Origin of the sequence: Neisseria brasiliensis (assembly GCF_009671065.1) — a bacterium.
GTDB lineage: Bacteria > Pseudomonadota > Gammaproteobacteria > Burkholderiales > Neisseriaceae > Neisseria > Neisseria brasiliensis.
The window spans coordinates 2,481,367-2,506,911 of sequence record NZ_CP046027.1; the positions used below are offsets into that span (position 1 = coordinate 2,481,367).

Consider the following 25,545-nt stretch of genomic DNA (forward strand, 5'->3'; position numbering starts at 1 on the left):
GCCTGAAAGTATAGCATAAAAGCTTTAAAAAGCCGTATTGAGCGATGATACAAACTGAAAAATCATGCCGTCTGAAAAGTTCAGACGGCATGATAAACACGTTTGATTTAATGGCTGCAACCGCCGCCGTGGCTTTCGCGCAGGGCTTCGGCAGCTTGTTCGTCCGCGTGGTAGCTGGATCGAACCATCGCGCCAATGGCGGCATTGCTAAAGCCCAATTCATACGCTTCTTTTTCAAAGATTTTGAATTGTTCGGGTGTCACATAACGCAACACCGGCAAATGGCCGTCTGAAGGTTGCAGATATTGGCCGATGGTAATCATCTCAATATTGTGGGCGCGCATATCACGCATGATTTCGCGCACGTCTTCATCGGTTTCACCCAAACCGACCATGATGCCGGATTTGGTTGGAATATGCGGCATCATTTCTTTATAGCGGCGCAACAAATCCAACGAATGCTGGTAATTGGCACCCGGACGGGCTTTTTTATACAGGCTCGGATGGGTTTCCAAATTGTGGTTCATCACATCCGGCGGTGTTTCGGCCAAAATTTTCAGGGCAATGTCCAAACGGCCGCGGAAATCCGGTACAAGAATTTCGATTTTGGTGTTCGGGCTGCGCTCGCGGATGGCTTTGATGCAGTCGGCAAAGTGTTGTGCTCCGCCGTCACGTAAATCATCGCGGTCAACGGAAGTAATTACCACATAACGTAAGTTCATGGCGGCAACAGATTCAGCCAGATTTTGTGGCTCATCCGGATCCAATAGGTTAGGGCGGCCGTGACCCACGTCGCAAAACGGACAACGACGGGTACAAATATCGCCCATAATCATGAAAGTGGCTGTGCCTTTGCTAAAGCATTCGCCGATATTCGGGCAAGAGGCTTCTTCACACACGGTGTGCATTTTTTGTTCGCGTAAAATATCTTTGATTTCAAAGAATTTTTTAGTAGGTAATTTGGCACGAATCCATTCCGGCTTTTTCAATTTTTCCTGCAACGGCACCACTTTAATCGGAATGCGGGCAGTTTTGTCGGCACCGCGTAATTTTACGCCGCGTTTGGGATCGTCAATTTTAATTTCACTCATCATGATTCTTTCGAGGTCAGTTGCGTGTTCAGATGGCCGGTGAGTTTATCGGCCACTTCTGCAAGCGTGGGGCACGGATTGATGAAATCCGCGATTTGGGTCATTTCCATACCGGCATAGCCGCAAGGGTTGATGTGGCTAAACGGGCTTAAGTCCATGTTTACATTCAAAGCTAAGCCATGATAGACCGAGCCGTTTTTGATGCGTAAACCGAGTGAAGCGATTTTGCGTTCGCCTACATACACACCGGGACGTTTCGGGTCGGCAGCGGCTTCAATGCTGTATTCGGCCAAGGTGGCAATGATGCTGTTTTCTAGTGCAGAAACGATGTGGCGCACGCTGGTTTTGCGGCGCTTGAAGTCAATCATGGTGTAAATCACCAATTGGCCGGGGCCGTGGTAAGTGATTTGGCCACCACGGTCGATTTGCACCACAGGAATATCGTCACGAATCAATAGATGCTCGGGCTTTCCGGCCAAACCTTGGGTAAACACCGGCGGATGCTCGACCACCCACAATTCGTCTTCAGTATGTTCGTCGCGGTTGGCATTAAACGCTTTCATCGCTTCGAATGTCGGCTGATATTCTACCAAGCCTTTCTGCACGATTTTCATCTTAGTAAACCACTTTCACCATTTCATGCGAAGTCAGGGCGCGGTAGATATTATCGAGCTGCTCTTTGCTGGTGGCTTCGATTTTTACGGTAGCGCCGGTGTAGTTGCCTTTGCTGCTCGGGCGGGTGGTCACGTGCGCTTCGGTGGTATTTGGGGCGTGTTCCTGAATGGCAGCTAAAATCGAGCTGACAAATTCAGGGTGGGTAATGCCCATTACTTTTAAAGGGAAGATACACGGAAACTCAAGCAGGGTTTCGGCTTGCTCGGGTGTATGGGTTTGATCAGACATGAGGTATTCCTTGTTAAGGCCGTCTGAAAGCCGATAAATGCTGTTCAGACGACCTGATTTTGTGTTCAGGCATATTTTAACGCAAACGCCAAGCCTTGTTAACCTGACTTGTCCTTGCATTTAAAATGGTTATCAGGCAAATATGCGCATTAAGCCGATTTTCAAGTCTTGAAATCCAATCTTTCAGCCCAACTTACGAGGCAACTTGATTCAAAACCGCAAGAGATACACATATGTCAGAAGACAACAAATATTTTGAGGAATACAGCGCGCTGGCCACGCTGCCGCTGCGTGATGTCGTGGTTTATCCGCACATGGTGCTGCCGTTGTTTGTCGGTCGCCCAAAATCGATTGCTGCGCTGGAAATGGCGATGAGCAACGATGATCCGGTGTTTTTGCTGGCGCAATTGGATCCGAATATCGAAGAGCCGTCTGCCAAAGATTTGCACCGCATGGGTACGGTTGCCCAAGTGTTGCAGGTATTAAAGCTGCCGGATGGTACGGTGAAGGTATTGGTAGAAGGCGTGCGCCGCGCCCGTGCGCTGACGGTGGAAGACAAAGGCGATTTATTCTTGTCGCACGTTGAAGCCGTGAATGAGAATGAAGACGAAGCCAATCCTGATGTGGAAGCGCTGCGTCGCACTTTATTGTCACAATTTGAGCAATACGCCAAATTGAACAAAAAAATTCCGGCTGAGGTGGTAAATACCATTAATGGCATCAGTGAAAACAGCCGCTTGGTTGATACCATTGCCGCGCATTTGCAATTGAAGCTGGAGCAGCGGCAAGAAATCTTGGAAACCGCCAGTATTGCCGGCCGCATGGAATTTTTGCTGGGTCAATTGGAAGCCGAACTCGACATCATGCAGGTTGAGAAGCGCATTCGTGGCCGTGTGAAACGCCAAATGGAAAAATCGCAGCGTGAGTATTATCTCAATGAGCAAGTCAAAGCCATTCAGAAAGAATTGGGCGAAGAAGACGAGCGTGGAGAATTGGATGCTTTGGAAGCCAAAATCAAAGCAGCCAGCATGAGCAAAGAAGCGCAAGAAAAAGCTTTGAGCGAACTGAAAAAGCTGAAGATGATGCCGCCAATGTCGGCCGAATCAACTGTGGTGCGCAACTACATCGATACGCTGCTAGATTTGCCGTGGAAGAAAAAAACGCGCGTTATCAAAGACATTGCCAAAGCAGATTTGGTTTTGAATGCCGACCATTTTGGTTTGGAAAAAGTCAAAGAACGCATTTTGGAATACTTGGCGGTGCAAAAGCGCAGCGACAAACTGAAGGGACCGATTCTGTGTTTGGTCGGTCCACCGGGCGTAGGTAAAACCTCGTTGGGTCAATCGATTGCCAAAGCCACAGGCCGCAAATATGTGCGCATGGCTTTGGGTGGCGTGAAAGACGAAAGCGAAATCCGCGGCCACCGCCGTACCTATATCGGTTCGATGCCGGGAAAAATCATTCAAAGCATGATTAAAGCAGAAGTGAAAAATCCGTTGTTCTTGCTTGATGAAATCGACAAATTGGGCAATGATTTCCGCGGCGATCCGGCTTCGGCTTTGTTGGAAGTACTCGATCCGGAGCAAAACAATGCGTTTTCTGATCACTTCGTCGAAGTGGATTACGATTTGAGCGATGTTCTGTTTATCGCCACCTCCAACAGCATGAATATTCCATCGGCCTTGCTTGACCGCATGGAAATCATCCGCCTGTCAGGTTACACCGAAGATGAAAAAGTCAGCATCGCAATGCAGTATTTGGTGCCGAAGCAAATGGAACGCAACGGCGTGCGTGATGGTGAAATGGTGATTGAAGAATCTGCCGTACGCGATATCGTGCGTTATTACACGCGTGAGGCCGGTGTGCGCTCGCTTGACCGCGAAATTGCCAAAATCTGCCGCAAAGTGGTGATGGCGGTGCAACTGAAAGAAGATGCACAAAAAGCCAAAACCCGCAAAACCAAACTGAAAGCGATTGTGGTGAATGCCGATAATCTGCATGATTATCTAGGTGTGCGCCGTTTTGATTTCGGTGTGGCTGAGAATGAAAACCGTGTGGGTCAGGTAACCGGTTTGGCGTGGACGGAAGTTGGCGGCGAATTGTTGACCGTAGAAGCCGTGGCTTTGCCGGGTAAAGGCAACATTCAATCGACCGGCCAATTGGGCGATGTGATGAAGGAGTCGGTGACTGCGGCTTGGTCGGTATTGCGTTCACGCGCCGAGTCAGTCGGTTTGGCGCCGAACTTCTACGAGAAGCAAGATATGCACGTGCATGTACCGGAAGGTGCTACGCCGAAAGACGGCCCGAGCGCAGGTATTGCCATGACTTTGGCGATGGTTTCTGCGTTTACCGGCATTCCGGTGCGCGCTGATGTGGCGATGACGGGCGAGATTACCTTGCGCGGCGAAGTATTGCCGATTGGCGGCTTGAAAGAGAAACTGCTGGCGGCATTGCGCGGCGGTATCAAGCATGTGTTGATTCCGAAAGACAACATTAAAGACTTGGAAGAAATTCCGGAAAATGTGAAAACCGGTTTGGAAATCCATCCTGTGAAATGGATTGACGAAGTGTTGGCTTTAGGTTTGGAATATCAGCCGCAGCCTTGGCAAGCACCGTTGGAAAGCGTGGAGGCCTTGGCCGAAAGCCCGAAAATCAGGCCGTCAAGAGCCAAAGCGACAAAACACTGATTTGGTGTAAATGTGTTGTAAAAGAATACGGGTTTGCTTGCAAAGCCTGAAAAATAAAGCAATTCCGTATCTTTTCGCTTGACATGGTAATTTCAGAATTGCTATAAAGCACACAGGTACTCAAAAGTACGAAAAGCCCGAATCATCGGGTTCTCCATTATTTTCAACGATAGGAAGGGACTGATTGTGAACAAGTCTGAATTAATCGAAGCGATTGCTCAAGAAGCTGGTATTTCAAAAGCGGCTGCCCAAAAAGCATTGGATGCGACTACTAATGCCGTAACCGAAGCGCTGAAAAAAGGTGACACTGTCACTTTAGTAGGTTTTGGTACTTTCTACGTTGGCGAACGTGCCGAGCGTCAAGGTCGCAACCCTAAAACTGGCGAGCCTTTGACTATTGCTGCTGCTAAAACTCCTAAATTCCGTGCCGGTAAAGCATTGAAAGACGCGCTGTAATCTTTCATACGGCCTAATGCTCAAAACCGAATCTGATGATTCGGTTTTTTGTTTGGATAAATAAAAGCCGAGACATTTGTAAAACCCTAGATTTGAGTACAGTTCAAAGTTGTAGCAGCATAAAAAGCGAAGACATATCACAAAAAGGCTAAGCTTTCGAGCAGCGCACAACGAAGAAATGTGCCAAAGATAGGGATTTTATAAAGGCCTCGCACCGTCTGAAAAATATACATACTTTCAGACGGCCTATTGAATTTTGCGTTACAATTGCATTAATCAAAAAAACAAGGCATCAAAATGTTTACAGGTATTGTACAAGGCATGGGGCGCATTGTTGCGGTAAACCAACCATCGCCTGATTTCCGCACGCACATCGTCGAGCTGCCACTCAATATGGCCGATAATCTGCAAACCGGCGCATCCGTGGCCAACAACGGCTGTTGCCTAACCATTACCGAGATTGAGGCCAATCAAGTCAGCTTCGACTTAATGAACGAAACCTTGGCCAAAACAAATTTAGGCCGTCTGAAAGCAGGAGATTGGGTCAATTTGGAACGGGCGGCCAAGTTTGGCGACGAAATCGGCGGCCATGTGATGAGTGGGCATATTATGGCCACCACCACGATTACGCGCATTGATGAAAATGAATTTAACCGCACGCTTTGGTTTCGCCTGCCTGCGGATTTGAAGCCTTATATCCTAACCAAAGGCTTTGTCGGCTTGGATGGTTGCAGTCTGACGATTGGCGACGTGACCGACGATGAATTCAACGTCCACCTAATTCCCGAAACCTTAGAGTGCACCTTATTCGGTACGCGCCAAGTCGGCGATGAAATCAATATTGAAATCGACCCGCAAACACAAGCCATTGTCGATACCGTTTTGCGCGTGATGGCGCAACATCAATAACAGGCCGTCTGAAAAGAAAAACTATGGAACTTACTGAATTTTTGAAAAAAGCCGATGCGGTATTAAACCGCTTGGATTTGATTTTACCGTCAGAACAAACTGCCATTAATTGGAATGCGCTGGCTTACCGCTGGCAAAGTGTAGGGCTCAAAGGCGTATTGGAAAGCCTGCCCAATCCGCATACTTTCCCCCTCAGCCGCTTGGCAGCAGTCGGTTCGCAAACCGAGCGCTTGATTCGCAATACCGAGCAATTTTTGGCAGGCCGTCCGGCAAATAATGTGTTGATGACCGGTTCGCGCGGTACGGGCAAATCGTCGCTGGTGAAAGCTTTGCTACATGAGTATGCCGATCAAGGTTTGCGTTTGGTTGAAGTGGATAAAAGCGATTTAATCACGCTGCCGGCATTGTTGCCACTTTTGGCCGAACGCCCGGAAAAATTCATTATTTTCTGCGACGATTTGTCGTTTGAAACCGGTGATGAAACCTATAAAGCATTGAAAACCACTTTAGATGGCGGCTTATCGCAACGATGCAGCAATGTGTTAGTGTATGCCACGTCCAACCGCCGTCACTTAATGCCTGAATACATGGATGAAAACGGCGGTACGACCGGTATTCGTGGTGAGATCCATCAAAAAGAAGCGGTAGAAGAAAAAGTGTCTTTATCCGACCGTTTTGGTTTGTGGCTGAGCTTTTATCCGTTTGATCAGAATGATTATTTGCAGGCGGTGGAAAATTGGCTGGTCGACTTTGGCGTGGAATACGATGAAACTGCCAAAAAAGCAGCTTTATTGTGGGCACAAATGCGCAGCAACCGATCCGGCCGCTCGGCATGGCAATTTGCCTGTGATTGGGCAGGGCGTTTGCCAGAGCAACGGGTAATCGACTAAAACAAAAGGCACTTGAAAAAGTGCCTTTGTTGATTGCCTGTTCGGTAAAATTAGCGCAAGCAGCTATCCAGCCAAATTTGGCGCTGGCTCGGGCTTAACAAATGATAAATTCGGTGTTGAATCGCCAATTGGTCCACGGCAAAATCCATGCGCGACAGATAACGGCTTTCCACATAATCGCGCGCGTTGTTTTGATCAAAATTAGGATTGGTCAAAATTTTCATAATGTTGCGGCGGCGTGTGCGGTCGGTGCGCTGTTCTTTTTTGTAGGCTTTGTCGGCGGCGACTTTATAATCGGAGCGGATACGACGCAGCGCAGAATGCTGCTCTTGGCTGAGATTCAATTGGCGGAAATTGCAATTAGGATGAAAATCATCCAATTGTGAAGCGTGGGGCGCGGCATAAATCACACTACTGCACACCAACAGAGCAGCAAACGATAAAACCTGAAAAACTAAAGGGGATTTCAACACAACAAACACAGCAATTTCCTAATTTTGAATACATATGCAATATAACGGATATGCATGTCAACGGCGGTTTCATACGCGTTAATTTTGGTTGGATTATCGTTAATTATAAATTAACAAACACTAATGTATGCTTTATTTTCAGTAGGTTATAAATCATGTAATTATTTTTTCAGAAACGTTGCATTTATTCATTAAGATTTTAAATAAATACATAATATGCTGATTTGCGTTAAAATAAACGTCAACCATCAGCCACACTCATCAAATTTTAAATTTTGGAGCATCTATGAGCCACTATCGTATTTCCCCGAGCATTCTTTCTGCCGATTTTGCCCGATTGGGTGAAGAAGTCAGCAACGTCATTGCAGCAGGTGCCGATTTGATTCACTTTGACGTGATGGATAACCATTATGTGCCGAATCTCACCTTTGGCCCGATGATTTGTTCGGCATTGAAACCATATGCCAGTGTGCCGATTGATGTGCATTTGATGGTTGAGCCGGTAGATGATTTGATTCAATCCTTTGCCAAAGCCGGCGCCAGCATCATTACTTTTCACCCAGAAGCCAGCAAACACGTTGACCGCAGCTTAAGCCTGATTCGTGATTTGGGCTGCCAAGCCGGTTTGGTATTGAATCCGGCCACTTCGGTGAGCGGGTTGGAAAATGTTTTGGATCGTTTGGACATGGTGTTGTTGATGTCGGTGAATCCGGGCTTTGGCGGACAAAGCTTTATCCCGCAAACCTTGGTGAAAATCCGCCAAGTGCGCGCTATGTTAGACAAATATGAAGCAGAAACCGGCCGACGCATTGCGCTGGAAGTTGATGGCGGCGTAAAAGTGGATAATATTGCCGAGATTGCTGCTGCTGGTGCGGATACCTTTGTGGCCGGTTCGGCTATTTTTGGCAAACCGGATTATAAAGCGGTAATTGATCAAATGCGTGAAGAATTGGCGCGTGTGTGAATCAATAAAAATAGGCCGTCTGAAATATTCAGACGGCCTATTTTTATTTTAAATCAGATAATTAAGCACGTTTGCGGAATTCACCGGTGCGGGTATCGATTTCGACTTTGTCGCCGGTTTCGATGTACGCCATTACTTGGATTTCGGTGCCGCCAACCAAGCGGGCAGTTTTCATCACTTTACCTGAAGTATCGCCTTTAACCGCAGGCTCGGTGTATTCTACTTCGCGCACGATGATGGTTGGCAATTCAACAGAAATCGGGTTGCCTTCGTAGAAGGTCACTTCGCATTGGTCTTCCATGCCGTCAACGATGAATTTCAATGCGTCGCCGATGTTTTCAGCTTCGATTTCGTATTGGTTGAATTCTTCGTCCATGAAGACATACATTGGGTCAGCAAAGTAGCTGTAAGTACAGTTTTTGCGTGACAATACCACGACGTCGAATTTGTCGTCGGCTTTAACGATGGTTTCAGAAGCCGCACCGGTCAGCAGGTTTTTCAACTTCATGCTGACTTTGGCTGAGCTGCGGCCACCTTTGATGTATTCGGTTTTTTGTACCACCATTGGGTCGCTGCCGACCATGAATACGTTACCCGGGCGCAGTTCTTGAGCTGTTTTCATTGTGTGTTTCCAATCAGATTCTAGTTACAAAATAAACGCGCTATTTTAGCGTATTTGAAACAAATTTGGCTAGTTTTTCCAGCGCGGTTGGTTGGGAAAACAAAAATTTCTGCCAATCTGCGACACTTTGCTGCCATTCTTCTCGGTGTGCCATCAGCGTTTGCCAAGCGTGGAGACGCTGTTCGGCCGATAATTCATGTGCACCATTGAGTTCATCGGATAAGGATTGATGTGCGGCCATAAGATGGGGCGGATAAAACGGCGCGGTTTTCTGCCAAAACGCATGCAGCTTTTCCAAATGTACCATTTCGTCTTGCGGATAAATGTGCCAGAAAAACGGCTTTGCCGCCAATTGCGCGCGCACGAAGCTGTCTTCGCCGCGAATCATCAGGCCGTCTGAAAGCTGCAACAGCTTGTCGAAATCTTGTTGCGGCACAAAAGGAATGCTAACCAGCGTGACACAGGCCGTCTGAAATGTATCGCAGGCGTGCTGTAAAGCGTTTTGGGGAATGGCTTGCGCTGCTTTCAGGCTGTCGATGATTTGATGACCGGCCAACAGCAGCGTAATAGGCTGGCCGTGTTGCTGCCACATTTCCAGCCAGCTTGCCCAAACCGGGCTGCGATAGCCGAACAATAACCATTCTTCGGCAGTTTTAGCGGGTAAGCCATAATGCCGTCTGAACAGGTTGGCATCAAAGTCAATACGTTGGCAAAAATCGGCTTCGCGTATCAGGCCGCCGCTTTTTTTGCTGAAGCCCATAAACCAGAAAAATTTCTGCACACCGTTGGCTTGCACCGATGGCAGCAAATGCAGGCGCTCGTTGCTGTCTTCCGCGCTCAAGTATTCCCAGTTGAGCCAAAGGGGACGGTATTGCTGAATGATGGTTAAAACATTTTCCGGCAGGTCGCAGGCGAAGGTTTCGATGACGATGTGCGGCGAGGGCAGGGTGGTGACATCATTGGCGGATTGTGCCGCCCATTTATGCACGGCAATATTTTGATGCACGCAGGGAACGGCCGGCAAATCAGGGCAGATCGCCTGTAAAGCGGACACATCGTCCACCCACAAATGCACCTGCCAATCCAGTTCTTGATGAAGTGCCTGTGCCAAACGCCACGACACACCAATGTCGCCGAAATTATCAATGACATTGCAAAACAGCCAGCAGGATTTTTTTTCAGACGGCCTGATTATTTCATTATTCATAAATTATGTTCACAAATCAGCAATGGTGCTGGGGTAAAATATTATGCGGTTACCCAAATCAGATTTTGATAATTTAACGATTAAAGACAATTGCTTAAATAGTTAAGCTGTAGTGTTTTGTAACTTGATTTATATCAATTTCTTTTCGGGTATAGGGTATAAAATAAGGCTGAATTAAGATTTTTTCTACATTAATGAAAGAGAAGGTAGTTATGGTTAAAGGTATTCAAATTACACAAGCGCAAAACGAAGCATTGTTGAACTCATTCTGGTTGCTGGACGACAGCACCAACGAAGCCCGTTGCTTGGTGGCAAAAGAGGAGAGTGGCTATCAAGCCGATGCTGTAGTGGCTTTGGCTGATTTGGGCGAAGTGTCTTACAAAGAAATTCCGCTGGACGTGAGCGCGCGTCCTAAAGTGGAAGGCGGCCAACATTTGAACGTCAATGTTTTGACCCGCGAGACTTTGGAAGATGCCGTAGCCAATCCGGACAAATATCCGCAATTGACCATCCGCGTTTCCGGCTATGCTGTGCGTTTCAATTCTTTGACGCCTGAACAACAACGCGACGTGATTACCCGCACATTCACCAACAGCCTGTAATTGCTTTAAGGTGTATCAAAGGCCGTCTGAATTTTTTCAGACGGCCTTTTGTATTAAAAACCACCGAAGTAATGCACCAAATAAATAATCAGCAACACAATCGGGATAAACAGCAACATGGTTTTGCGCTTTAATTCAAGTTCCCCTTTCAAATGATGCTTAATCACGTCAAAAAGCACGAATTTGAATAAAAACGTCGCTTCGCAAGCCAGAATAATGCCGTTAATCAGATATTGCGTATGATCCGGCGGCGGAATCAACACAAAAGCCAGCATAGTGATGAGCGGAATCAGGCACACAATCAGCCAGCGAATCAGCAAACCTTTGGAATCATTCATTGTTCAATCAAAACCGCAGTATTTCAATAAAGGCGTATTATTCACGCAAGTGGCGGAATCGTCTAGTAGCATTTGTCATTAATCACATTAAAAAGAAGAGGCCGTCTGAAACTGATTTAGCCAAAATCAGCGCCGTCTATTTACTTTGGAGAATGGTTTGTCGTGTGCGGTGGCACTAAAATCCCGTTCCATTAAGCCGTTCAGACGGCATTCTTTACACTTTGAAAGCTTTGTTATATAGTTTGTAGCGCTATGTTATTTTAAGGCCGTCTGAAAAACAGATTGCCGATTTTTAGTTTAAAAAACAGCGACCACGCTCAAGATCCAAACCAAAGGAGAAAGCAAATGATTAATGCAGAAGAACGCATCCAGCACGAAGGCTTGCGCAACAAGATTATGTCTGCCGAGCAAGCAGCCGAATTTGTTCAAAACGGCATGAATGTTGCCATTACCGGCTTTACCGGCGCAGGCTATCCGAAACTTCTGCCGACTGCCATTGCAGAAAAAGCCAAAGCCGAACACGCTGCCGGCCGCCCATTCAGTATCGGCATGATTACCGGCGCCTCAACCGCGCCTGAGTGTGATGGTGTATTGGCCGCTGCCAATGCTGTGCATTTCCGCAATCCTTTCCAATCAGACCCATCACTGCGCAACAGCATCAACGCCGGTAACATCGCTTACCAAGACATGCACTTGTCGCACGTTGAGCAACAAATGCGCCAAGGTTTCTATGGCGATTTTGATTTGGCGATTATCGAAGTATCCGGTATTACCAAAGAAGGTAAATTGATTCCGGCCATGGGTATCGGCCACGGTAACGAAGCGCTGAAAGCCGCGAAAAAAGTTATTATTGAAGTTAACGCCGCACAAAATGCCAAATTGGAAGGCATGCACGACGTGGTGTTCGATATCGGCGTGCCGCCGCACCGCAAACCAATCGCCATCACCGGCCCGTTCGACCGCGTGGGTTCGCCTTATTTGGAATGTCCGGAAGAGAAAATCGCCGCCATCGTGTTGACCGACGCGGGTGACCGCAACAGCAAATTCGCTGATCCTGATGAAAACTCAAAAGCGATTGCCGCGCAAATCATCGATTTCTTCAGCCACGAAGTCAAAGCAGGCCGCTTGCCGAAAAATCTGCTGCCTTTGCAATCAGGCGTCGGCAACGTCGCCAATGCCGTGATGGCGGGCTTGTTGGATGCACCGTTTGACGATTTGACCGGTTACACCGAAGTATTGCAAGATGGTATGTTAGACTTGATTTTGGCCGGCAAAATGCAACACGCATCAGCCACCGCCTTGTCATTCAGCCCGGATGCATTGCAACGCTTTAACGATAACATCGACTTCCTGCGCGACAAACTGATTCTGCGCCCGATGGAATACACCAACAATCCTGAAGTCATCCGCCGCTTGGGCATCATCGGCATGAACGCTATGATTGAAGCCGACATCTACGGCAACGTAAACTCCACCCACGTGATGGGTACCAAAATGATGAACGGCATCGGTGGCTCAGGCGACTTTACCCGTAATGCCTTCTTCTCATTCTTCGTATCGCCATCTGTGGCCAAAGACGGCGCGATTTCATGTATCGTACCAATGGTTTCACACCACGACCATACCGAACACGACGTGATGTTTATCGTTACGGAGCAAGGTATGGCCGATTTGCGCGGCAAATCACCACGCCAACGCGCTCAATTGATTATCAACAACTGTGCGCACCCAGAATACCGCGACATGTTGCGTGACTACTACGACCGCGCCGAAAAAGCAGGTGGCCTACACACACCACACCTGTTGATGGAAGCCTTGTCATGGCACCAACGTTTTGTTGAAACCGGCGACATGCGTATCAAATAAAATGAAGTAAACCTTCATTGAAAAAAGCAGCTTGATGTTTTCAAGCTGCTTTTTATTTGTGAATTTGATGATAAAGAGTAGGTCGGATACTTGTATCCGACATTAAGCGTATTCTTAGCTAGAAACCAAATAAAAAATTCCTAAGCCCCTAACATAATATACAATATTTACCAGGATTGGATGAGTTGAGATAAAATGCTGTTTAATATTGGACTTTTCACTCCTTGTGTTTTAAATCTATACCTTCCCAGAGTACAAATTTAAATTACTGCTTAAGATTTAACTTGAAATTTATTATATTGTATTAGAGATAAAGAAGTTGCTCAATAGGTTGAATTTTATGAAAAATAAATTTACGCTGTAACCTCTCTGGGGAAGTAAAGGATTTATGTTTCATATGGCATATAATAGGGAATTACGGAAGGTAAAGTCAAACTCTGCATATTGGCCATATTACATATTCCAAGAGTTCATTGCGGAGCAAAAGTATTCGAAATCGACGAAGTCGGCGTATTTGTCGAAGCTGAACCAATTTGGACTGATTTTGGTGGATTTAGGCTATAAACACCAAGATGAGACATTGGTAAGTCTGCAAGTTTTTAAAAAGACACTTGTTGAGTATCACAAGCTATTGTTAAAAACGACAGGTAGAAACGGTGTTATCAATCCGAGCCTAAATTTATATGTTTCGGCTTGGAATATGTTTGGAAGATGGTATGCTACTTCACATTCTCAGCACAGTTACTGCTTCTCAGCATGCAGAACCTTTAAAGTGCATCCTAAGCTTCCGTGTATGATACAGCTTGATAAGTTGATATGGCTTGAGCCTGAGGATTTGGAGTGTTATCAGGCAATGAGGCAGTGGTGCATAATCGATTTATTCTGCACAGCAGCATTGCGAGTGAACGAACTGGTTGGAATACGGGTTCGTCATGTTGATTTTGTTGGCCAATCTATTGTATTGGATGAGCGGTTTCTAAACCCACAACGGATCTATTTAGATAAAAAATCTATTGAGTATTTGGGAATCTATATACGTTTATTGAGCCAAAGAATAGGGCCTTCACTTTTCTCCGATGAGACATACCTATTTGCAGGTAAAAGAGGGCATATGTTATCTGCGAATGAGTTATACAGAATTACTTATTCACTTACCTCTCAAGTTTTTGGATTTCATATCAAACCTCATATGCTGAGGTCTGCTTGTGGGAGGAGGTTGTTTTTCAAATGTCGTGATGCCCGTCTCACTCAAGAATTCATGGGGTATAAATCGGTTGAAACCATCCAAAAGTATTATGCGGTTGATTTGGAGAGACTTATCGAATCACTCCGGCTTCATCCGCGTTATTCAGTCAAACCAAAAATAGGAAAGATAGTGTATTGCACAGTCAATAATATTTACATTTCTTGACGTTGCAACAATGCACACCCTGATTTATTCAGGGTGTTTTTTATTTACCGATGGCTATATATATCGTGCTTTGTCAAAATCTTGGCCGTTAGCCAACAGCGTAAACGCTATCACGGCCAGCTTACGCATGAGCGCAACAAGTATCAGCTTGATAGGTTTGCCTTTTGCTTTCAGACGGCCTACAAAGTCGGGAAAGGCATTGCAACGGTAGGCTACAAGCGCGGGCATGTATAGACTTTTTCTAATATCGGCATTGCCTATTTTTGATATTCGACTTTTGCCTTTTACGCTGGTTCCTGATTGGTGGTCTTTTGGATCAAGGCCAAGATAAGCCGTGAACTGTTTTGATGTCTTGAAGTTGTGTCGTTGGTAAACGGCCAGTAAGACGGCTGCTGCTTGTTCGCCTATGCCTGTGATGGTCTTTAATCGTTTGCGCTGGGTGTTGTAGTTGGGATTAGATTTGTAGAACTGGTTAAGTTGTTTTTTGACGGTTTTGATTTGGCTGTTCAGATTGTCGATGGTGGTTTGAATGTGGGGTTTGATGTAGTCGGGTGCTTCGTGGTGTTTGTTTTTTTCGGTGGCGCGTTGTTGTTTCAGATGGTCTAGGTATCGGGCGAGTTCTTGAAGTTGCTTTTGTTCAACGGTAGGCGGTTGCCACGGATTTAGCTTGTGATGGCGGTCTTGGCAGTATTGGGCAATCAGTTTGGCGTCTTGTTTGTCTGTTTTGGATCGTTGCAATTCGGCGATGGCATAGCCTTTTATTTTTCGGGGATTCTCTACGGTTACTGTGTATAGGTGGTGCAGGTATTGGGCGAGTGCTTCGTAATATGTGCCGGTAGCTTCGCAACAGCAATGTAAGGTGCTGGGTGCATGGTGGAAATTAAGCCAGTCTGTCAGTTGTTGAAATCCTTTTGGATTGTTGCTGAATTTTTTTTGATGGTTTTGGCCGTCTGAAATCAGACAGCAATCTATTGTAAGCTTAGATACGTCTATGCCTAAGTACATGGGTTTTACCTTATAAATTCGGGCTTCTTGCCCTAGATAGTGTTCAAACTTCAGATGTACGAAAGCCCACGCTTCTATCTTTCCTGCAAGCTTGGGCTTTGGCCGTGCTTTCGAAGTCGTGGGCTTTGCTTGGTGTTTCGTCAAACGCCAAGCCCTGAAAATGCTGGTTTCACGTTCAGGGCTTAGGGCTTTTGGTTTTGCCTTCGGCGACCCTTCGGGGACACTCGCCGTGTGGCAGGGGTTGGGGGAAAACCGCCCCCAACCCTTGCTAATAGCGTTTTTGGGTGGGCTAGCGTCAAGGGGTATCCATAAAGGATTATAAAGACGATAAAGCCGTCTTTACAATCCTTTACGGACGCCCGCCCCTTGACTTGTGGTTAGGTGGTTAGGTAAATATAAGAGCAAATTATTAATGCTGCTATGCTTATACCAATTAAGGCTTCAAGTGCAAAGATTTTAAATATCGCCATGCCGTATTTTCTATGAAGATGAATTACCGCATAAACAAAAAGGCACGCGCCTATAAATTGCCAAACTGTCATATACCTACTTTCGCACCTGTATTACTCAACGCTTTTTCAGCGTATCCGTCATACATTAAATTCTGCGGACTTTGACCGCCCATCACAGCAACTTGCGCTACTTGTTCCGGCGTATATTCTACCGCTGGAGCTTGGTTTTGTACCGTTTGTTGCTGTTTGTACGGATTATAAATGCCGTTTTCTACGTAATCAAGACATTGGGATTTCTTCATTTCTTTAATTGGCGTTCCCTGTTCGGTATAGCAAGTGCAGCGGTTTGCGTTTTTGACACAGGCAACAGGGAACGGCATGGTTTTAACCTGTCTATTAAGATTGTCATATATAGGGGCGGTATGCGGTTGACCTTCAATACGCGGTTTATAGTCTTCTTCGCTTAGGTGTGGTTTAGGCGGTTCAGGTGGCATGGCCATTGTTTTCCCATGGGCGTATTGCCCCTGCGCGTTGGCCGTTCCGTTTGGCGCTGGAGCGCCCACCGTACCGCCCACCGCTTCGGGGCTTGAAGCTTGCGCTTCAATTTGTGGCCGTTCGATGGGCTTGCCCATGTCTTGAAACCAGCCATAGAAGAAAATCAAGGCGGAAATGATAACGGCTAGAATCATGGGCAAGACATAGATAACCTTACTACGTTTGGTTTTTATCTTGGTGTGTTCTTCAGCGGATTTATACACGCCGAAAGCGCGTTTATCCAATTTGTACACGCTGACAATACCTTCTGAAACATCAGACCTTGCTTCAGGATTGGCACAGCGTTGCCATTCTACTTTTCTGCGTATGCCTAGATTGGTTTTGCTGATATGGGTATGGTGACCAATCAAGCTGCGGACGTTGGCGTCAATTAAGCGGGGGTGTTGCGTGAGCAGGAAAAAATCTAAACCGCGATGGCGGTGAGTTTCTAATTCTGCCACGAAGTCAGGCACCTTTGAACCGCTTGGCCGTGGGCGGAATACCCTTTGACATTCGTCAATCACAAGGATTGCGCCGGTCGGAGCCCATTTGTGCCACGTCTGCATGCTTTCACCTTCAGGAATCGGCATATGCGGAATAATTTTTTCGTCAACATCAGGAATGCCGTCTAAAAATAATGGGCGGTTTTTTAAATCGTCTCGGGTCATTAAATCAGAGATAAGCTTCAATGTTTTGCCTGAACCTGGAACGCCTGTAATAAGTGATAACATAAATTTCCCCTACTTTTGTGCAACGATGGTGGATAGCTTGGATAGGCTTTTTACGGAAACGACAAAGGCAAAGGCGCCGAATATCCAGTTAAGCATAACGCCTAAGCCTGCAATCATGACAATTTGCAAGGCTTCATCGGGGAAACCGCCGATTTGTGCGCTTATGGCTTCCATAAGAAATTGCTGAATTTCATTCATGCCTACATAACTAACGAATGAAAGGCCGAATGCTGCAATAATCCGACCTGCAACAGTCATTAATACACTGGTAATTAGCTGACCCCACATATCAAACTTCCTTTAATGCGCCTGAAACAAACCATGCACAGCTTAAAATCGTGATGGCAATCAGAATCGGCCTGATTTTCGCTGCAAAATCGCAAAGCGGTTCATAGCTAAATTCATGACTTCCGAACATACCGAAATCAACACTTCTGGGCATTGGGCATGTTCCTGTTGTGCTGAAATGGCTTGACGGTTGAAAGCTTAAATCTATGGTTTGTTCAGGTATGGCTATATCTTCGTAATCAGCTTCCCCCAATTTGGCACAGGCTGCGGAATTGGGATTTTTTTCACAGAATTCTTTTTGCTGCTGGTTCTGTTGATTGGTTTGGGCTGTCTGCCCTGTTTGGCCTGTAGTGGGTGTTTGCTGCCCTGTTTGGCCTGTAGTGGGTGTTTGCTGCCCTGTTTGGCCTGTAGTGGGTGTTTGCTGCCCTGTTTGGCCTGTAGTGGGTGTTTGCTGGCCTGTTTCGCCTGTGGTAGGCGTGGTGTTCTCTCCAGTCTCTTTTTGGCCTGTCTGCTGCCCTGTTTCGGCTTTATTGGGTATTACAACGGTTCTTGTTGGTGCTTGGCTGCTGTTTGGTTTCAAGTCGGGTCTTGAAACTGTCGAAGTGGTTATATTGCCGTTTTTGTCAATCTCAAACCTTGTTTGCTGTGGGGTATCTGAACCGGCTGGGGTGTACGGATCAGAATAAGCAACGGACGGTGTAAATTCTTTTGACGTTGTTGCCTGTTCGACGGTATCGCCCATTTTTGCCAGTTGTTCCATTAATTCTTTATGATTGGTTTGTTGGCTTTCTAACATGCGTTCAAGAATTTTTTGAATGTCATTGCCTGTTAATGTCATGTTTTCTGAAATTGATTGTGCTGCTTGCTCACTTATGCCGGATTGAGGCTTCCATGAAGCAAAAGCATAGGAAAACTTGTTTTGACTATATGACGGACGTTCAATAGATAAATATTTACCATAGCCCGGAACATAAACATAATACATACCATTTTTTTGACTGACTGAATTTGAACCAGTAAGAGGTGACGAATGACTAAACGAAGCATTTTTATAAACAATTTCGACAGGAGAACCATCATGAGAATGTATCTCTATTCTAAAAATAACTTCATGAGTATATAAACCCTTAGCTTCATTTTCTTTGTCTGTTGATGTTTTTTTAGCTGCTTCGGCAGCCCCTTGCGCTGCTTTCGCTGCTGCTGCTTGGGCAATAGCACCGCCTAAATCGCCGTTTCGCTCGGCTTGGGCTTGTTGTGCTGCTGCTTGTTGTGCTACTTGGCCTAATTGGCTTGCTTGTTGGCTTGCAGAGCCCCCATACATCTCTTTATTAAAATTATCAGCAGCCTTTCTTAATTCGGAAATACCGTTATATCCTTCTGGAATACCTTTCCACAATCCTAAAGTGAAATTATCTAAAACTTGATGAGCTACTTCTATAGAAGTGGAGGCTGCTCCAAAATAATCACCCTGTGCAATTTGACTGCCAATTTTATTTGCATTTTCTTTTTGACTTTGGCCTGCAATAGAACCAATAACAGCAAGATTGGCAGCTGTGCCTAATTTTGAAACAGATGTTTTTTGTGTGGCAGCGGTTGACATCGTGCCTTTTTCGCCATAATTGCCAGTAACGGTTACTGTCTTTTGCTGTTGGCCTGTAATCGTATCTCCGCTCTTGGTAACGGTTGATGTACCGCGATTGCGCTCATCAACGCGTAAAACGCCTGTAGATGGGTCATACCCTTGATTCTTCAAGGCTTGACTGCTGGGGAATCCGTTATTTGTGGTTTGGTGAACAGCTGGGGGCGGTAAGCTTACATCGGCATAGGCTACTTGAACGATGAAGCTACTAAGTACAAGGCCACACACGCCACGATGTACGGCAATAGATTTATTGTGAATACTGTTTCGGGATTCATTCATCTTTTTCTTTCATCATTAAAAATATAGCCCTGACAGCTATGAAAACTACGCAAATGCTTATAAAAACGGCCACTAGATTGGTGCCGATTTGTTGGGCATGTTTTGTATAGTAGTGTTCATCGCATTGGGGGAATGTGGGCATTACGGTTTGCTGTTTGTATGTCCAAGAAGTGCCATTAAAAACGGGATGATGTAACACCCCGTCTTTATCTATCGTTGGCACAACTTGGGTCATCAAGACGTTAATTGCTTCCTGTTCTGTTGAATAACAGATTCGGCCTACTTGATAACCCATGATGTTGCCTTAAGCTTTGTTGATTGCGCGTTTCACAATGCCGATTGAAACGATGGCAATTGCGATACCGACAACAACAACGCCCAGAGCTACAATACCTGTTTTCAAGGAACCGATTTCGGTTGAAGCTTGGTTCATCAAGTCTTCAGCCATTACAGGGGCCGACAGAGCAGCTACGGTAGTTGCAGCAAGTGCGGTTTTTGCTTTGGTTTTGAAATTTTGAAATTTCATGATGTTTTCCTTTAAGTTAAAAAAGTGGTGGGCTGCTATGGGTCTAATCAGGGCGCAGCCCATAACCCTGAATCTTGTTTACTGTTCGTCTGAATAGTACATGTTGTTTTTAAAAGCACGTGGGAAAATGCGCAATGTGATAACTTGATCACGCGTCAAAGTGCTGTATTTATCAGGATTCTTGGTGCGAACTTCGCATAAACCGGTGCCGTCATCAGAACGGACTAAAAGGCCGACATAGTGGGTTTTTGTGTATGTGCCGTCTTCGTTTTTACGCTCTTTGTCGAAAAGACGGTCAAAGGTGGCTGTTACATAAAAGCCTTGTGTTTTGGGTTTTTCTGCTTGCTGGGTCATGATGATTTCCTTACATGTTGACAATGGTTTTACGGTTATAAAATGCCCATTTCGGGCTTACTAAGCTGCTTAAAATTCTGTTGTAGTTATCTTCTGTAATAGGTTTCAAAACGCGGTTAAATTCATGTTTTGAATACTCTTTTAAATATGGCTCAATGCAAATAATCCATTGCTGGAGCTTCTCGCGCCACAGGCGCGAACCAGCCGATACAAACGAAAAATTGCTGTTTGCAATCTTCCACAAGCTTTTTTTGTCAATGGTGGTACGAATCAGCCGATAGCCTTTGTCTTCAGGCAGTCGGCTGTTGATATGCTTTGAAATGTATTTTGCAACGTATTTGGCTAGTCCTTTGCTGTTGGTTTTTACTGGCAGTAATTCAGAACGGCCAAAGCCGTATTTATCCATGTTTTCACGCAGGATTTGCCATAATTGGCGCAATGCTTTGTTTGCACTTGTGTAGTTTCGGGCTTGAATTTGTTTGAAATTCAGACCACGGCGAATATCTTCACGTGTGTTAACAATCAGATGAAAATGAATACGACCGCGCTTTGTGCGCTCGTATACGCAAATGTAGTGTTCAAAGTGTTTTTTCAGAAAATTGGTGCGTAAGCTGTGGAAACGGCGTTGCGCTTCTTTCACTTCTTGAACATCATCGGCAAAGGTCAGCGTTAAAAAGCCAACATGGTTTAGGCCGAATGTTTCAATGAATTGATGAACATTCATTTCCAAAGCGGTTGATGATTTTTTGTGTGATGTTGAAAACTCGTTAAATTCGGGTTTCATGTCGTTTGGCAAAAATTTTTCATAACCAATCGGCATTTCTTTTTCATTGTTTTTAATCGGGTTTTCAGTCTCAATGCAGTTGTTACTATTTAGACAAGGAAGCGCGCGCTTCGCGCACGCTGAAGCCGAACGGTTCATGATTGCACCTCCGACATCAGAGCGGATACGGTTAATTTGCCGTATAAATCGGCGGTGTCAAAAGCGGATTGTTGGCCGTATGGGCTTAAAACAGGGAAATTTTTAGCTTCGTGAATAGTCGGCACATCGTTAGTTTCAACGAATACGCGACAAATATAGGCAATCGGATTTGTTTCCGGTTGTGGTGTGATGGTGTAATAACAAAGGGGCTTAGGAAGCAAAAATATTAAATTGGGTTATTTCGAAGCATCTTCATTAATATTTTACCTAAATCTTCATGCCGGTGGTTAAACCTAAACTCCGTTTCTTTGAGATGTAGATAAAACATCTCTTTGGAAATACCATGAAATTTAGCCAAACGCCCCTTAGCATAACTCCAAAAAGATTCAATACCATTGATATGTTGCTTTCCTCGAGCAAACTCATTGGAACCATGATGGACACGGTAATGCTTCTCATAGCCCATATCGACAAGACCGTCATATGCTTTCCAGCCGTCAGTATTGATTTCACTGTCAGCAGATATGTGACCACGTATGACCTTGATTAGTGAGGCTTTCGAAGCGTCGGGAACGATTTCCGTATAGACCACGCCATTGCGTTTCAGTATGCCAAATACGATGGTTTTACCTGACGCTCCGCGACCGCGCTTACCCCTGATACGTCGCGCACCAAAGTAAGATTCATCTAATTCGACCACACCGGACAGTGGTGAGCTTTGTTCGCACAGAGCAGCAATCCTGTGTCTGATTTTCAGGAAAATAGGATTGATACTGCGTACACTAATGCCGGTCATTTTAGCAGTATCGGAAGCGGTCAAATCAAGAGCAAAACAGCGGATTATTTCTCTAAACTTTTGCTCTGAAATTTTGCTGAACTTTTGATACTTATTTTTTAGTTTCATATTAGGAGCTTATCAGGTTTTTTGATGATTTTGCTTCCTAAGCCCCTAACAAATTGACATTTCAGACCCCTTGAAAGTCGGTTAATAAACTTGTCAAGGGGTATTAACGATTTTTTACGCCCCTTGCATGGGACGTAATATATAAGAGGCCGTCTGAATAGTATTCAGGTGACCTTTCCATTTTATTGTTAAAGGTATTTTTTCAGATATTTCGCTTGAAGGAATACCATATAGGCGCTGCTTGATATAGGGACTAAAAGCCAATAAGGAGACAGTACAATCGGGCTACACAAATAAAATAAGATACTGAGCCAGATGATGCCGCTGCGCCAATATTTTGCTCGATGGTAAATGCCGGCGCTTTCGCGCGAAGCATTCTCTTGCCGAATCCGTCGCATGACGAGGCCGTCTATCAGAGCCAAAATATAGAGAAGAGCAGCCAAGCCGATAAATAGGCAAATATTCCCGATGCGTATCGAGATAACCTGTAGGGTCTTATCAAAATGTTTGAGCAAGTCCAGTCGAGGAATCAGGTAATTTTTGAACCGATAGCCGAAATCTGATTCAGATTGCGCAGCCAAGGCTTTGTTTACTTGGGTCCACTCGAAGAAGACTGTGCTTAAGGTACGATAGGATGTTCTGGAAACAGTGATGTTCAGTTTTTCAGACGGCCTATCCTGCCACAGTATTGGCTGATTATGATTGATGTGCTCCAAACGCGCTAATTCTTGCTCTAATAAATCGGGAGTTTGCAGATAGTTTTGTGTTACAAGAGAAAGCCCAAAAATAATCAATACAATCAGAAATACCGTGTAAATTGCTTTAAATGGTGAAAGCAGAAATTTCAAAGGCAGCGAGTTCATGTACCAGCCGCTAGATTTAGCCGACATAGGATACCCCCTCTACAAATGCCTCCTCATCAGTGGATGGTGAGCTTAAACGGTAGGATGCACGCATCGCGACAGCGATATCAGTGATATGACTTGGAATAAGTTTGGCCTCATCAGGGTCTGTTTTGGGTAGTGGGAGCCGGAGTTTATAAAGTTGCCCACCCTCAATCAATGCAAATGCCTGCCCTTTGGGCAATTGCGTTAAATCTGCAACCGTGAGCATCGGTACGGTTTCAGAGCCAATCCGATCTTCATTTCCACTACCGAAATCCTCATGGCTATCGGGGAAAGCCACATCATTTGCTCTGGAGACCAACGTGCTGGTCATGACTTTGACTTCAGGCAGCTGATTGGTCAGCATTTCGGCTGTTTCGGCCGTCTTGACGCGCAACATAATCATGGTATTAAGGTTACCGCCAATTTGGCCCGCTTTGGCAGGAGAACCTATTTTTGCCTCCACGTCTTTCCATGTTTGGGTATAAACGGTGACCTGATAACCTGCGCCGCCTGCTTTGTTCAGCAACGGGATAAATTCATCACCAATCAGTTCGTTAAATTCATCTGCATGGATAGCAATCTTGCGTTTGCCTGTAGTGCCGCTTTGGCCAAAGCCATGGCCATGTTTGTAGATTTGCCCAGCCAGTGATGTAAGGTCTGCAAACATGGCATTGCCAACTGCACCGGCTACCTCTGCATCAGAGAGTGAATCTAAGCCGATATAAACCACAGCGTTGCTTTCAATTACTTTGCGCCAGTCCATAATCGGGCGGGGATCCAGCAAGTCGGTGGTATCCGGGCTAATCAGTTTGGCGACATCGCCGGTTGTCAGTTTTTCCAGGAGCGGGTAGAGCGAGCTGACAAGTTTTTCAAAGTAGGAGCGGTCATTGGATAAAATGCCGCCTAAGGCATCAATCAAAGGTTCATTGTGCTGTTTTGCTTTCAGGAACGAACCCAGTTTGATGGTGTCCAGATTACGACCGGTTTTAACGGCCGTTTTCGCTTCCGATTCCGGCAATGAGAAATCATTAAATTCATTCAGCCATCCGGGATAATTTTTATCTAAAATCAAGCGGAAATAATCCCCGGCCAGCTGATCGACGTTGGCGGCAGCTTTATAGATGTTTTCGTAATTCGGTTTGATGGAGAGTCCTTCCATCGTTTTGGTTAAAACGTTTACGAAACGCCATACAAAGTCTCTAAAGGCGGCGGATTGGCCTTCGCTGGGCAGTTGGTTGGCAATACGGGTGGCTACCTCGGTGATACGGCCATAGTCGCTGATGGGGTTGTAGCGGCAACTGTGTTCAGGGAATCCGAGATGAAACATATAGAAAGGCCGGCCTGCTTTTTGGGCTTCCACATACATGCGAATCATTAAATCCGCATCACCCTTGGGGTCAAATGCGATGGTGACATCGCCCCGGGCAATGTCTTGAACCAGCATGGTCTCGCAAAGTCGGGTTTTACCGACTCGTGTCGTACCCAAGACGACTTTGTGGCCGACACGCTCACCTAAGTCTTCCCAAATATCGTGCTCATCGATTTCAATACCGTGTAGTTCTGGCGATCCACCGACAGGCGGCAATGGCGCAACAGGATTCCACCAAGCATTTTGGCGGGTGAATCGTGTCAGCCAATTTGTCCCAGGTGTTTCAATTTCATATTTTCTGGCCATGCGATATAGCGCAGATGGCTTGAGTAAATGCTGATTTTCCGGCTGACGTACCATAAAAAAGCGGGGATATACCGCCCTGCAGGGAAGCATATCCCCACAGGGTTGGTAAAATGAAAAATACCGCGCTGCCCTAGGACAGCGTACGCAGTTTGCGGCAAGCGTACAGGCAGGTTTAGACAGATGCCGTCTGTATGGTTATCCTAATTATACCCAAGATTCTGCAGAATAAGCAGAATCCGCTATTGGATCCAGTTTTCCAGATACAGCCCCTCAACCCGTTCAAATTCCTTGGTATTATTGCTCACAAGTGGAACATTCAAAGACAGGGCATGCGCTGCAATCAGAAGATCCAAACCGATAGGCGTGCCTTTACTCTGCAGGTGCTGACGTATACGTGCATAATGCCAAATGGCCGACTCGTCAAAAGGCAAAACATCCAGTGGGACCAGAAATTTTTCCAATGCCGCCCTGTTTTTTAACGAACCTGATTTTTCTACCCCAAAAGCCAGCTCGCATGCGGTAATACTGGAAACCGCAATCTCTCCAGGGTTGTATTCTTCAAATTTTTCAAATACATATTTTGGTTTTTGGTTGATGATGTAAATGCAGATGTTGGTATCAAGCAAATATTTGATCCTCATAGGATTTCTTCTCTCGACTGTTCGGGTTGAGCTTCCCGCTGCAAAACAAAATCCGACTCGAATTCCCCAACCGCCTCAGCCATGCTCTGCCAGCTTTTTTCCTTAGGGATGAGCAATACGCCTCCGGCAAAATGTTTGATAAAAACTTCCCGGCCGTCGAATTGGAAGGCCTTAGGGAGCCGGACTGCCTGGGAACGTCCGGTGGTGAATATTTTGGCTGTTTGCATGATATTGCCCTTCCGTGAAAAGATATGTATCTATGAAATATACCACACTTTCCCTGGCA

The 25,545-nt window shown here is 45.7% G+C and carries 27 protein-coding genes and 1 pseudogene; 8 read left to right on the top strand and 20 right to left on the bottom strand.

What is annotated here, in order from left to right; genetic code table 11:
* Positions 1-107 precede the first annotated feature (107 nt).
* The 3 genes from lipA to GJV52_RS12405 are packed head-to-tail and all read right to left on the bottom strand — an operon-like array spanning position 108 to position 1,994.
* The gene (lipA, locus tag GJV52_RS12395) at positions 108-1,091 is read right to left on the bottom strand and encodes a lipoyl synthase (protein ID WP_100564003.1); all 984 of its coding nucleotides are present in this window, start codon (positions 1,089-1,091) and stop codon (positions 108-110) included.
* A complete protein-coding gene (gene lipB / locus GJV52_RS12400; RefSeq protein WP_095502034.1) occupies positions 1,091-1,705 on the bottom strand; it encodes a lipoyl(octanoyl) transferase LipB in 615 nt (204 codons plus the stop codon). Before lipB ends, lipA begins: the two co-directional genes overlap by 1 nt.
* A gap of 1 nt (position 1,706) precedes the next feature.
* Complete coding sequence (locus tag GJV52_RS12405; RefSeq protein ID WP_100564001.1) at positions 1,707-1,994, bottom strand: YbeD family protein; 288 nt, start codon at positions 1,992-1,994, stop codon at positions 1,707-1,709.
* Positions 1,995-2,227: 233 nt separating this feature from the next.
* Here GJV52_RS12405 and lon point away from each other — a divergent pair, with 233 nt between their 5' ends.
* From lon to GJV52_RS12425, 4 genes are all read left to right on the top strand, one after another.
* Positions 2,228-4,681, top strand: a complete 2,454-nt coding sequence (gene lon, locus GJV52_RS12410; RefSeq protein WP_100563999.1) for an endopeptidase La — start codon at positions 2,228-2,230, stop codon at positions 4,679-4,681.
* 186 nt (positions 4,682-4,867) lie between these two features.
* A complete protein-coding gene (locus GJV52_RS12415) occupies positions 4,868-5,137 on the top strand; it encodes an HU family DNA-binding protein (RefSeq protein ID WP_066078839.1) in 270 nt (89 codons plus the stop codon).
* A 297-nt stretch (positions 5,138-5,434) separates the two neighbouring features.
* On the top strand, positions 5,435-6,046 hold the full coding sequence (locus tag GJV52_RS12420) for a riboflavin synthase subunit alpha (protein WP_095502038.1): 612 nt from the start codon (positions 5,435-5,437) through the stop codon (positions 6,044-6,046).
* A gap of 23 nt (positions 6,047-6,069) precedes the next feature.
* Positions 6,070-6,936, top strand: coding sequence for an ATP-binding protein (locus tag GJV52_RS12425; RefSeq protein WP_100563997.1), 867 nt, complete (start codon positions 6,070-6,072; stop codon positions 6,934-6,936).
* A 50-nt stretch (positions 6,937-6,986) separates the two neighbouring features.
* Here GJV52_RS12425 and GJV52_RS12430 read toward each other — a convergent pair whose 3' ends face one another.
* On the bottom strand, positions 6,987-7,418 hold the full coding sequence (locus GJV52_RS12430; RefSeq protein WP_369832070.1) for a Spy/CpxP family protein refolding chaperone: 432 nt from the start codon (positions 7,416-7,418) through the stop codon (positions 6,987-6,989).
* 277 nt (positions 7,419-7,695) lie between these two features.
* On the opposite strand from GJV52_RS12430, the gene rpe reads away from it, so the two are divergent.
* Positions 7,696-8,373 (top strand): ribulose-phosphate 3-epimerase, encoded by a 678-nt coding sequence (gene rpe, locus GJV52_RS12435; protein WP_095502040.1) that lies wholly within the window; start codon positions 7,696-7,698, stop codon positions 8,371-8,373.
* 61 nt (positions 8,374-8,434) lie between these two features.
* Here rpe and efp read toward each other — a convergent pair whose 3' ends face one another.
* Together efp and earP are read right to left on the bottom strand one after the other, a co-directional pair.
* Positions 8,435-8,995 carry an elongation factor P gene (gene efp, locus GJV52_RS12440; RefSeq protein ID WP_095502041.1) on the bottom strand — a complete coding sequence of 187 codons (561 nt, stop codon included), beginning with the start codon at positions 8,993-8,995 and terminating at the stop codon, positions 8,435-8,437.
* Positions 8,996-9,035: 40 nt separating this feature from the next.
* Positions 9,036-10,202 carry an elongation factor P maturation arginine rhamnosyltransferase EarP gene (earP, locus tag GJV52_RS12445; RefSeq protein WP_095502042.1) on the bottom strand — a complete coding sequence of 389 codons (1,167 nt, stop codon included), beginning with the start codon at positions 10,200-10,202 and terminating at the stop codon, positions 9,036-9,038.
* A gap of 212 nt (positions 10,203-10,414) precedes the next feature.
* On the opposite strand from earP, the gene grcA reads away from it, so the two are divergent.
* Complete coding sequence (grcA, locus tag GJV52_RS12450; RefSeq protein ID WP_095502043.1) at positions 10,415-10,804, top strand: autonomous glycyl radical cofactor GrcA; 390 nt, start codon at positions 10,415-10,417, stop codon at positions 10,802-10,804.
* Positions 10,805-10,857: 53 nt separating this feature from the next.
* On the opposite strand, the gene GJV52_RS12455 is transcribed toward grcA, so the two are convergent.
* Complete coding sequence (locus GJV52_RS12455; RefSeq protein ID WP_095502044.1) at positions 10,858-11,142, bottom strand: hypothetical protein; 285 nt, start codon at positions 11,140-11,142, stop codon at positions 10,858-10,860.
* A gap of 345 nt (positions 11,143-11,487) precedes the next feature.
* Here GJV52_RS12455 and GJV52_RS12460 point away from each other — a divergent pair, with 345 nt between their 5' ends.
* Both GJV52_RS12460 and GJV52_RS12465 read left to right on the top strand, forming a co-directional pair.
* On the top strand, positions 11,488-13,008 hold the full coding sequence (locus GJV52_RS12460; protein ID WP_095502045.1) for an acetyl-CoA hydrolase/transferase family protein: 1,521 nt from the start codon (positions 11,488-11,490) through the stop codon (positions 13,006-13,008).
* A gap of 514 nt (positions 13,009-13,522) precedes the next feature.
* Positions 13,523-14,419, top strand: a complete 897-nt coding sequence (locus GJV52_RS12465; RefSeq protein ID WP_157798124.1) for a site-specific integrase — start codon at positions 13,523-13,525, stop codon at positions 14,417-14,419.
* Between the two features lie 54 nt (positions 14,420-14,473).
* On the opposite strand, the gene GJV52_RS12470 is transcribed toward GJV52_RS12465, so the two are convergent.
* From GJV52_RS12470 to GJV52_RS12535, 13 genes and pseudogenes are all read right to left on the bottom strand, one after another.
* Positions 14,474-15,424: an IS110 family transposase gene (locus tag GJV52_RS12470; RefSeq protein ID WP_100564021.1), complete on the bottom strand. Its 951-nt coding sequence runs from the start codon at positions 15,422-15,424 to the stop codon at positions 14,474-14,476.
* Between the two features lie 1,246 nt (positions 15,425-16,670).
* Positions 16,671-17,141, bottom strand: a pseudogene (locus GJV52_RS13555) (zonular occludens toxin domain-containing protein); the annotation flags it as partial.
* 9 nt (positions 17,142-17,150) lie between these two features.
* Entirely contained in the window at positions 17,151-17,429 is a 279-nt protein-coding gene (locus tag GJV52_RS12480) for a DUF2523 family protein (RefSeq protein WP_100563991.1), read from the bottom strand.
* Between the two features lies 1 nt (position 17,430).
* Positions 17,431-19,350: a virulence factor TspB C-terminal domain-related protein gene (locus GJV52_RS12485; RefSeq protein ID WP_154212910.1), complete on the bottom strand. Its 1,920-nt coding sequence runs from the start codon at positions 19,348-19,350 to the stop codon at positions 17,431-17,433.
* Positions 19,343-19,645, bottom strand: a complete 303-nt coding sequence (locus GJV52_RS12490) for a hypothetical protein (RefSeq protein ID WP_100563987.1) — start codon at positions 19,643-19,645, stop codon at positions 19,343-19,345. Before GJV52_RS12490 ends, GJV52_RS12485 begins: the two co-directional genes overlap by 8 nt.
* 9 nt (positions 19,646-19,654) lie before the next feature.
* On the bottom strand, positions 19,655-19,876 hold the full coding sequence (locus GJV52_RS12495; protein WP_100563985.1) for a hypothetical protein: 222 nt from the start codon (positions 19,874-19,876) through the stop codon (positions 19,655-19,657).
* A 78-nt stretch (positions 19,877-19,954) separates the two neighbouring features.
* Positions 19,955-20,230, bottom strand: a complete 276-nt coding sequence (locus GJV52_RS12500; RefSeq protein ID WP_100563983.1) for a hypothetical protein — start codon at positions 20,228-20,230, stop codon at positions 19,955-19,957.
* A gap of 10 nt (positions 20,231-20,240) precedes the next feature.
* Entirely contained in the window at positions 20,241-21,152 is a 912-nt protein-coding gene (locus GJV52_RS12505; RefSeq protein WP_100563981.1) for a rolling circle replication-associated protein, read from the bottom strand.
* Between the two features lie 226 nt (positions 21,153-21,378).
* Positions 21,379-22,056, bottom strand: coding sequence for an IS1595-like element ISNme3 family transposase (locus GJV52_RS12515; RefSeq protein ID WP_095503842.1), 678 nt, complete (start codon positions 22,054-22,056; stop codon positions 21,379-21,381).
* A gap of 188 nt (positions 22,057-22,244) precedes the next feature.
* The gene (locus GJV52_RS12520) at positions 22,245-22,946 is read right to left on the bottom strand and encodes a DUF4400 domain-containing protein (protein ID WP_100562735.1); all 702 of its coding nucleotides are present in this window, start codon (positions 22,944-22,946) and stop codon (positions 22,245-22,247) included.
* Positions 22,936-24,618, bottom strand: a complete 1,683-nt coding sequence (gene traD / locus GJV52_RS12525) for a type IV conjugative transfer system coupling protein TraD (protein ID WP_229439433.1) — start codon at positions 24,616-24,618, stop codon at positions 22,936-22,938. Before traD ends, GJV52_RS12520 begins: the two co-directional genes overlap by 11 nt.
* A gap of 239 nt (positions 24,619-24,857) precedes the next feature.
* A complete protein-coding gene (gene vapC, locus GJV52_RS12530; RefSeq protein WP_229439435.1) occupies positions 24,858-25,244 on the bottom strand; it encodes a type II toxin-antitoxin system tRNA(fMet)-specific endonuclease VapC in 387 nt (128 codons plus the stop codon).
* Positions 25,245-25,255: 11 nt separating this feature from the next.
* On the bottom strand, positions 25,256-25,486 hold the full coding sequence (locus GJV52_RS12535; protein WP_100562731.1) for an antitoxin: 231 nt from the start codon (positions 25,484-25,486) through the stop codon (positions 25,256-25,258).
* Positions 25,487-25,545 lie beyond the last annotated feature (59 nt).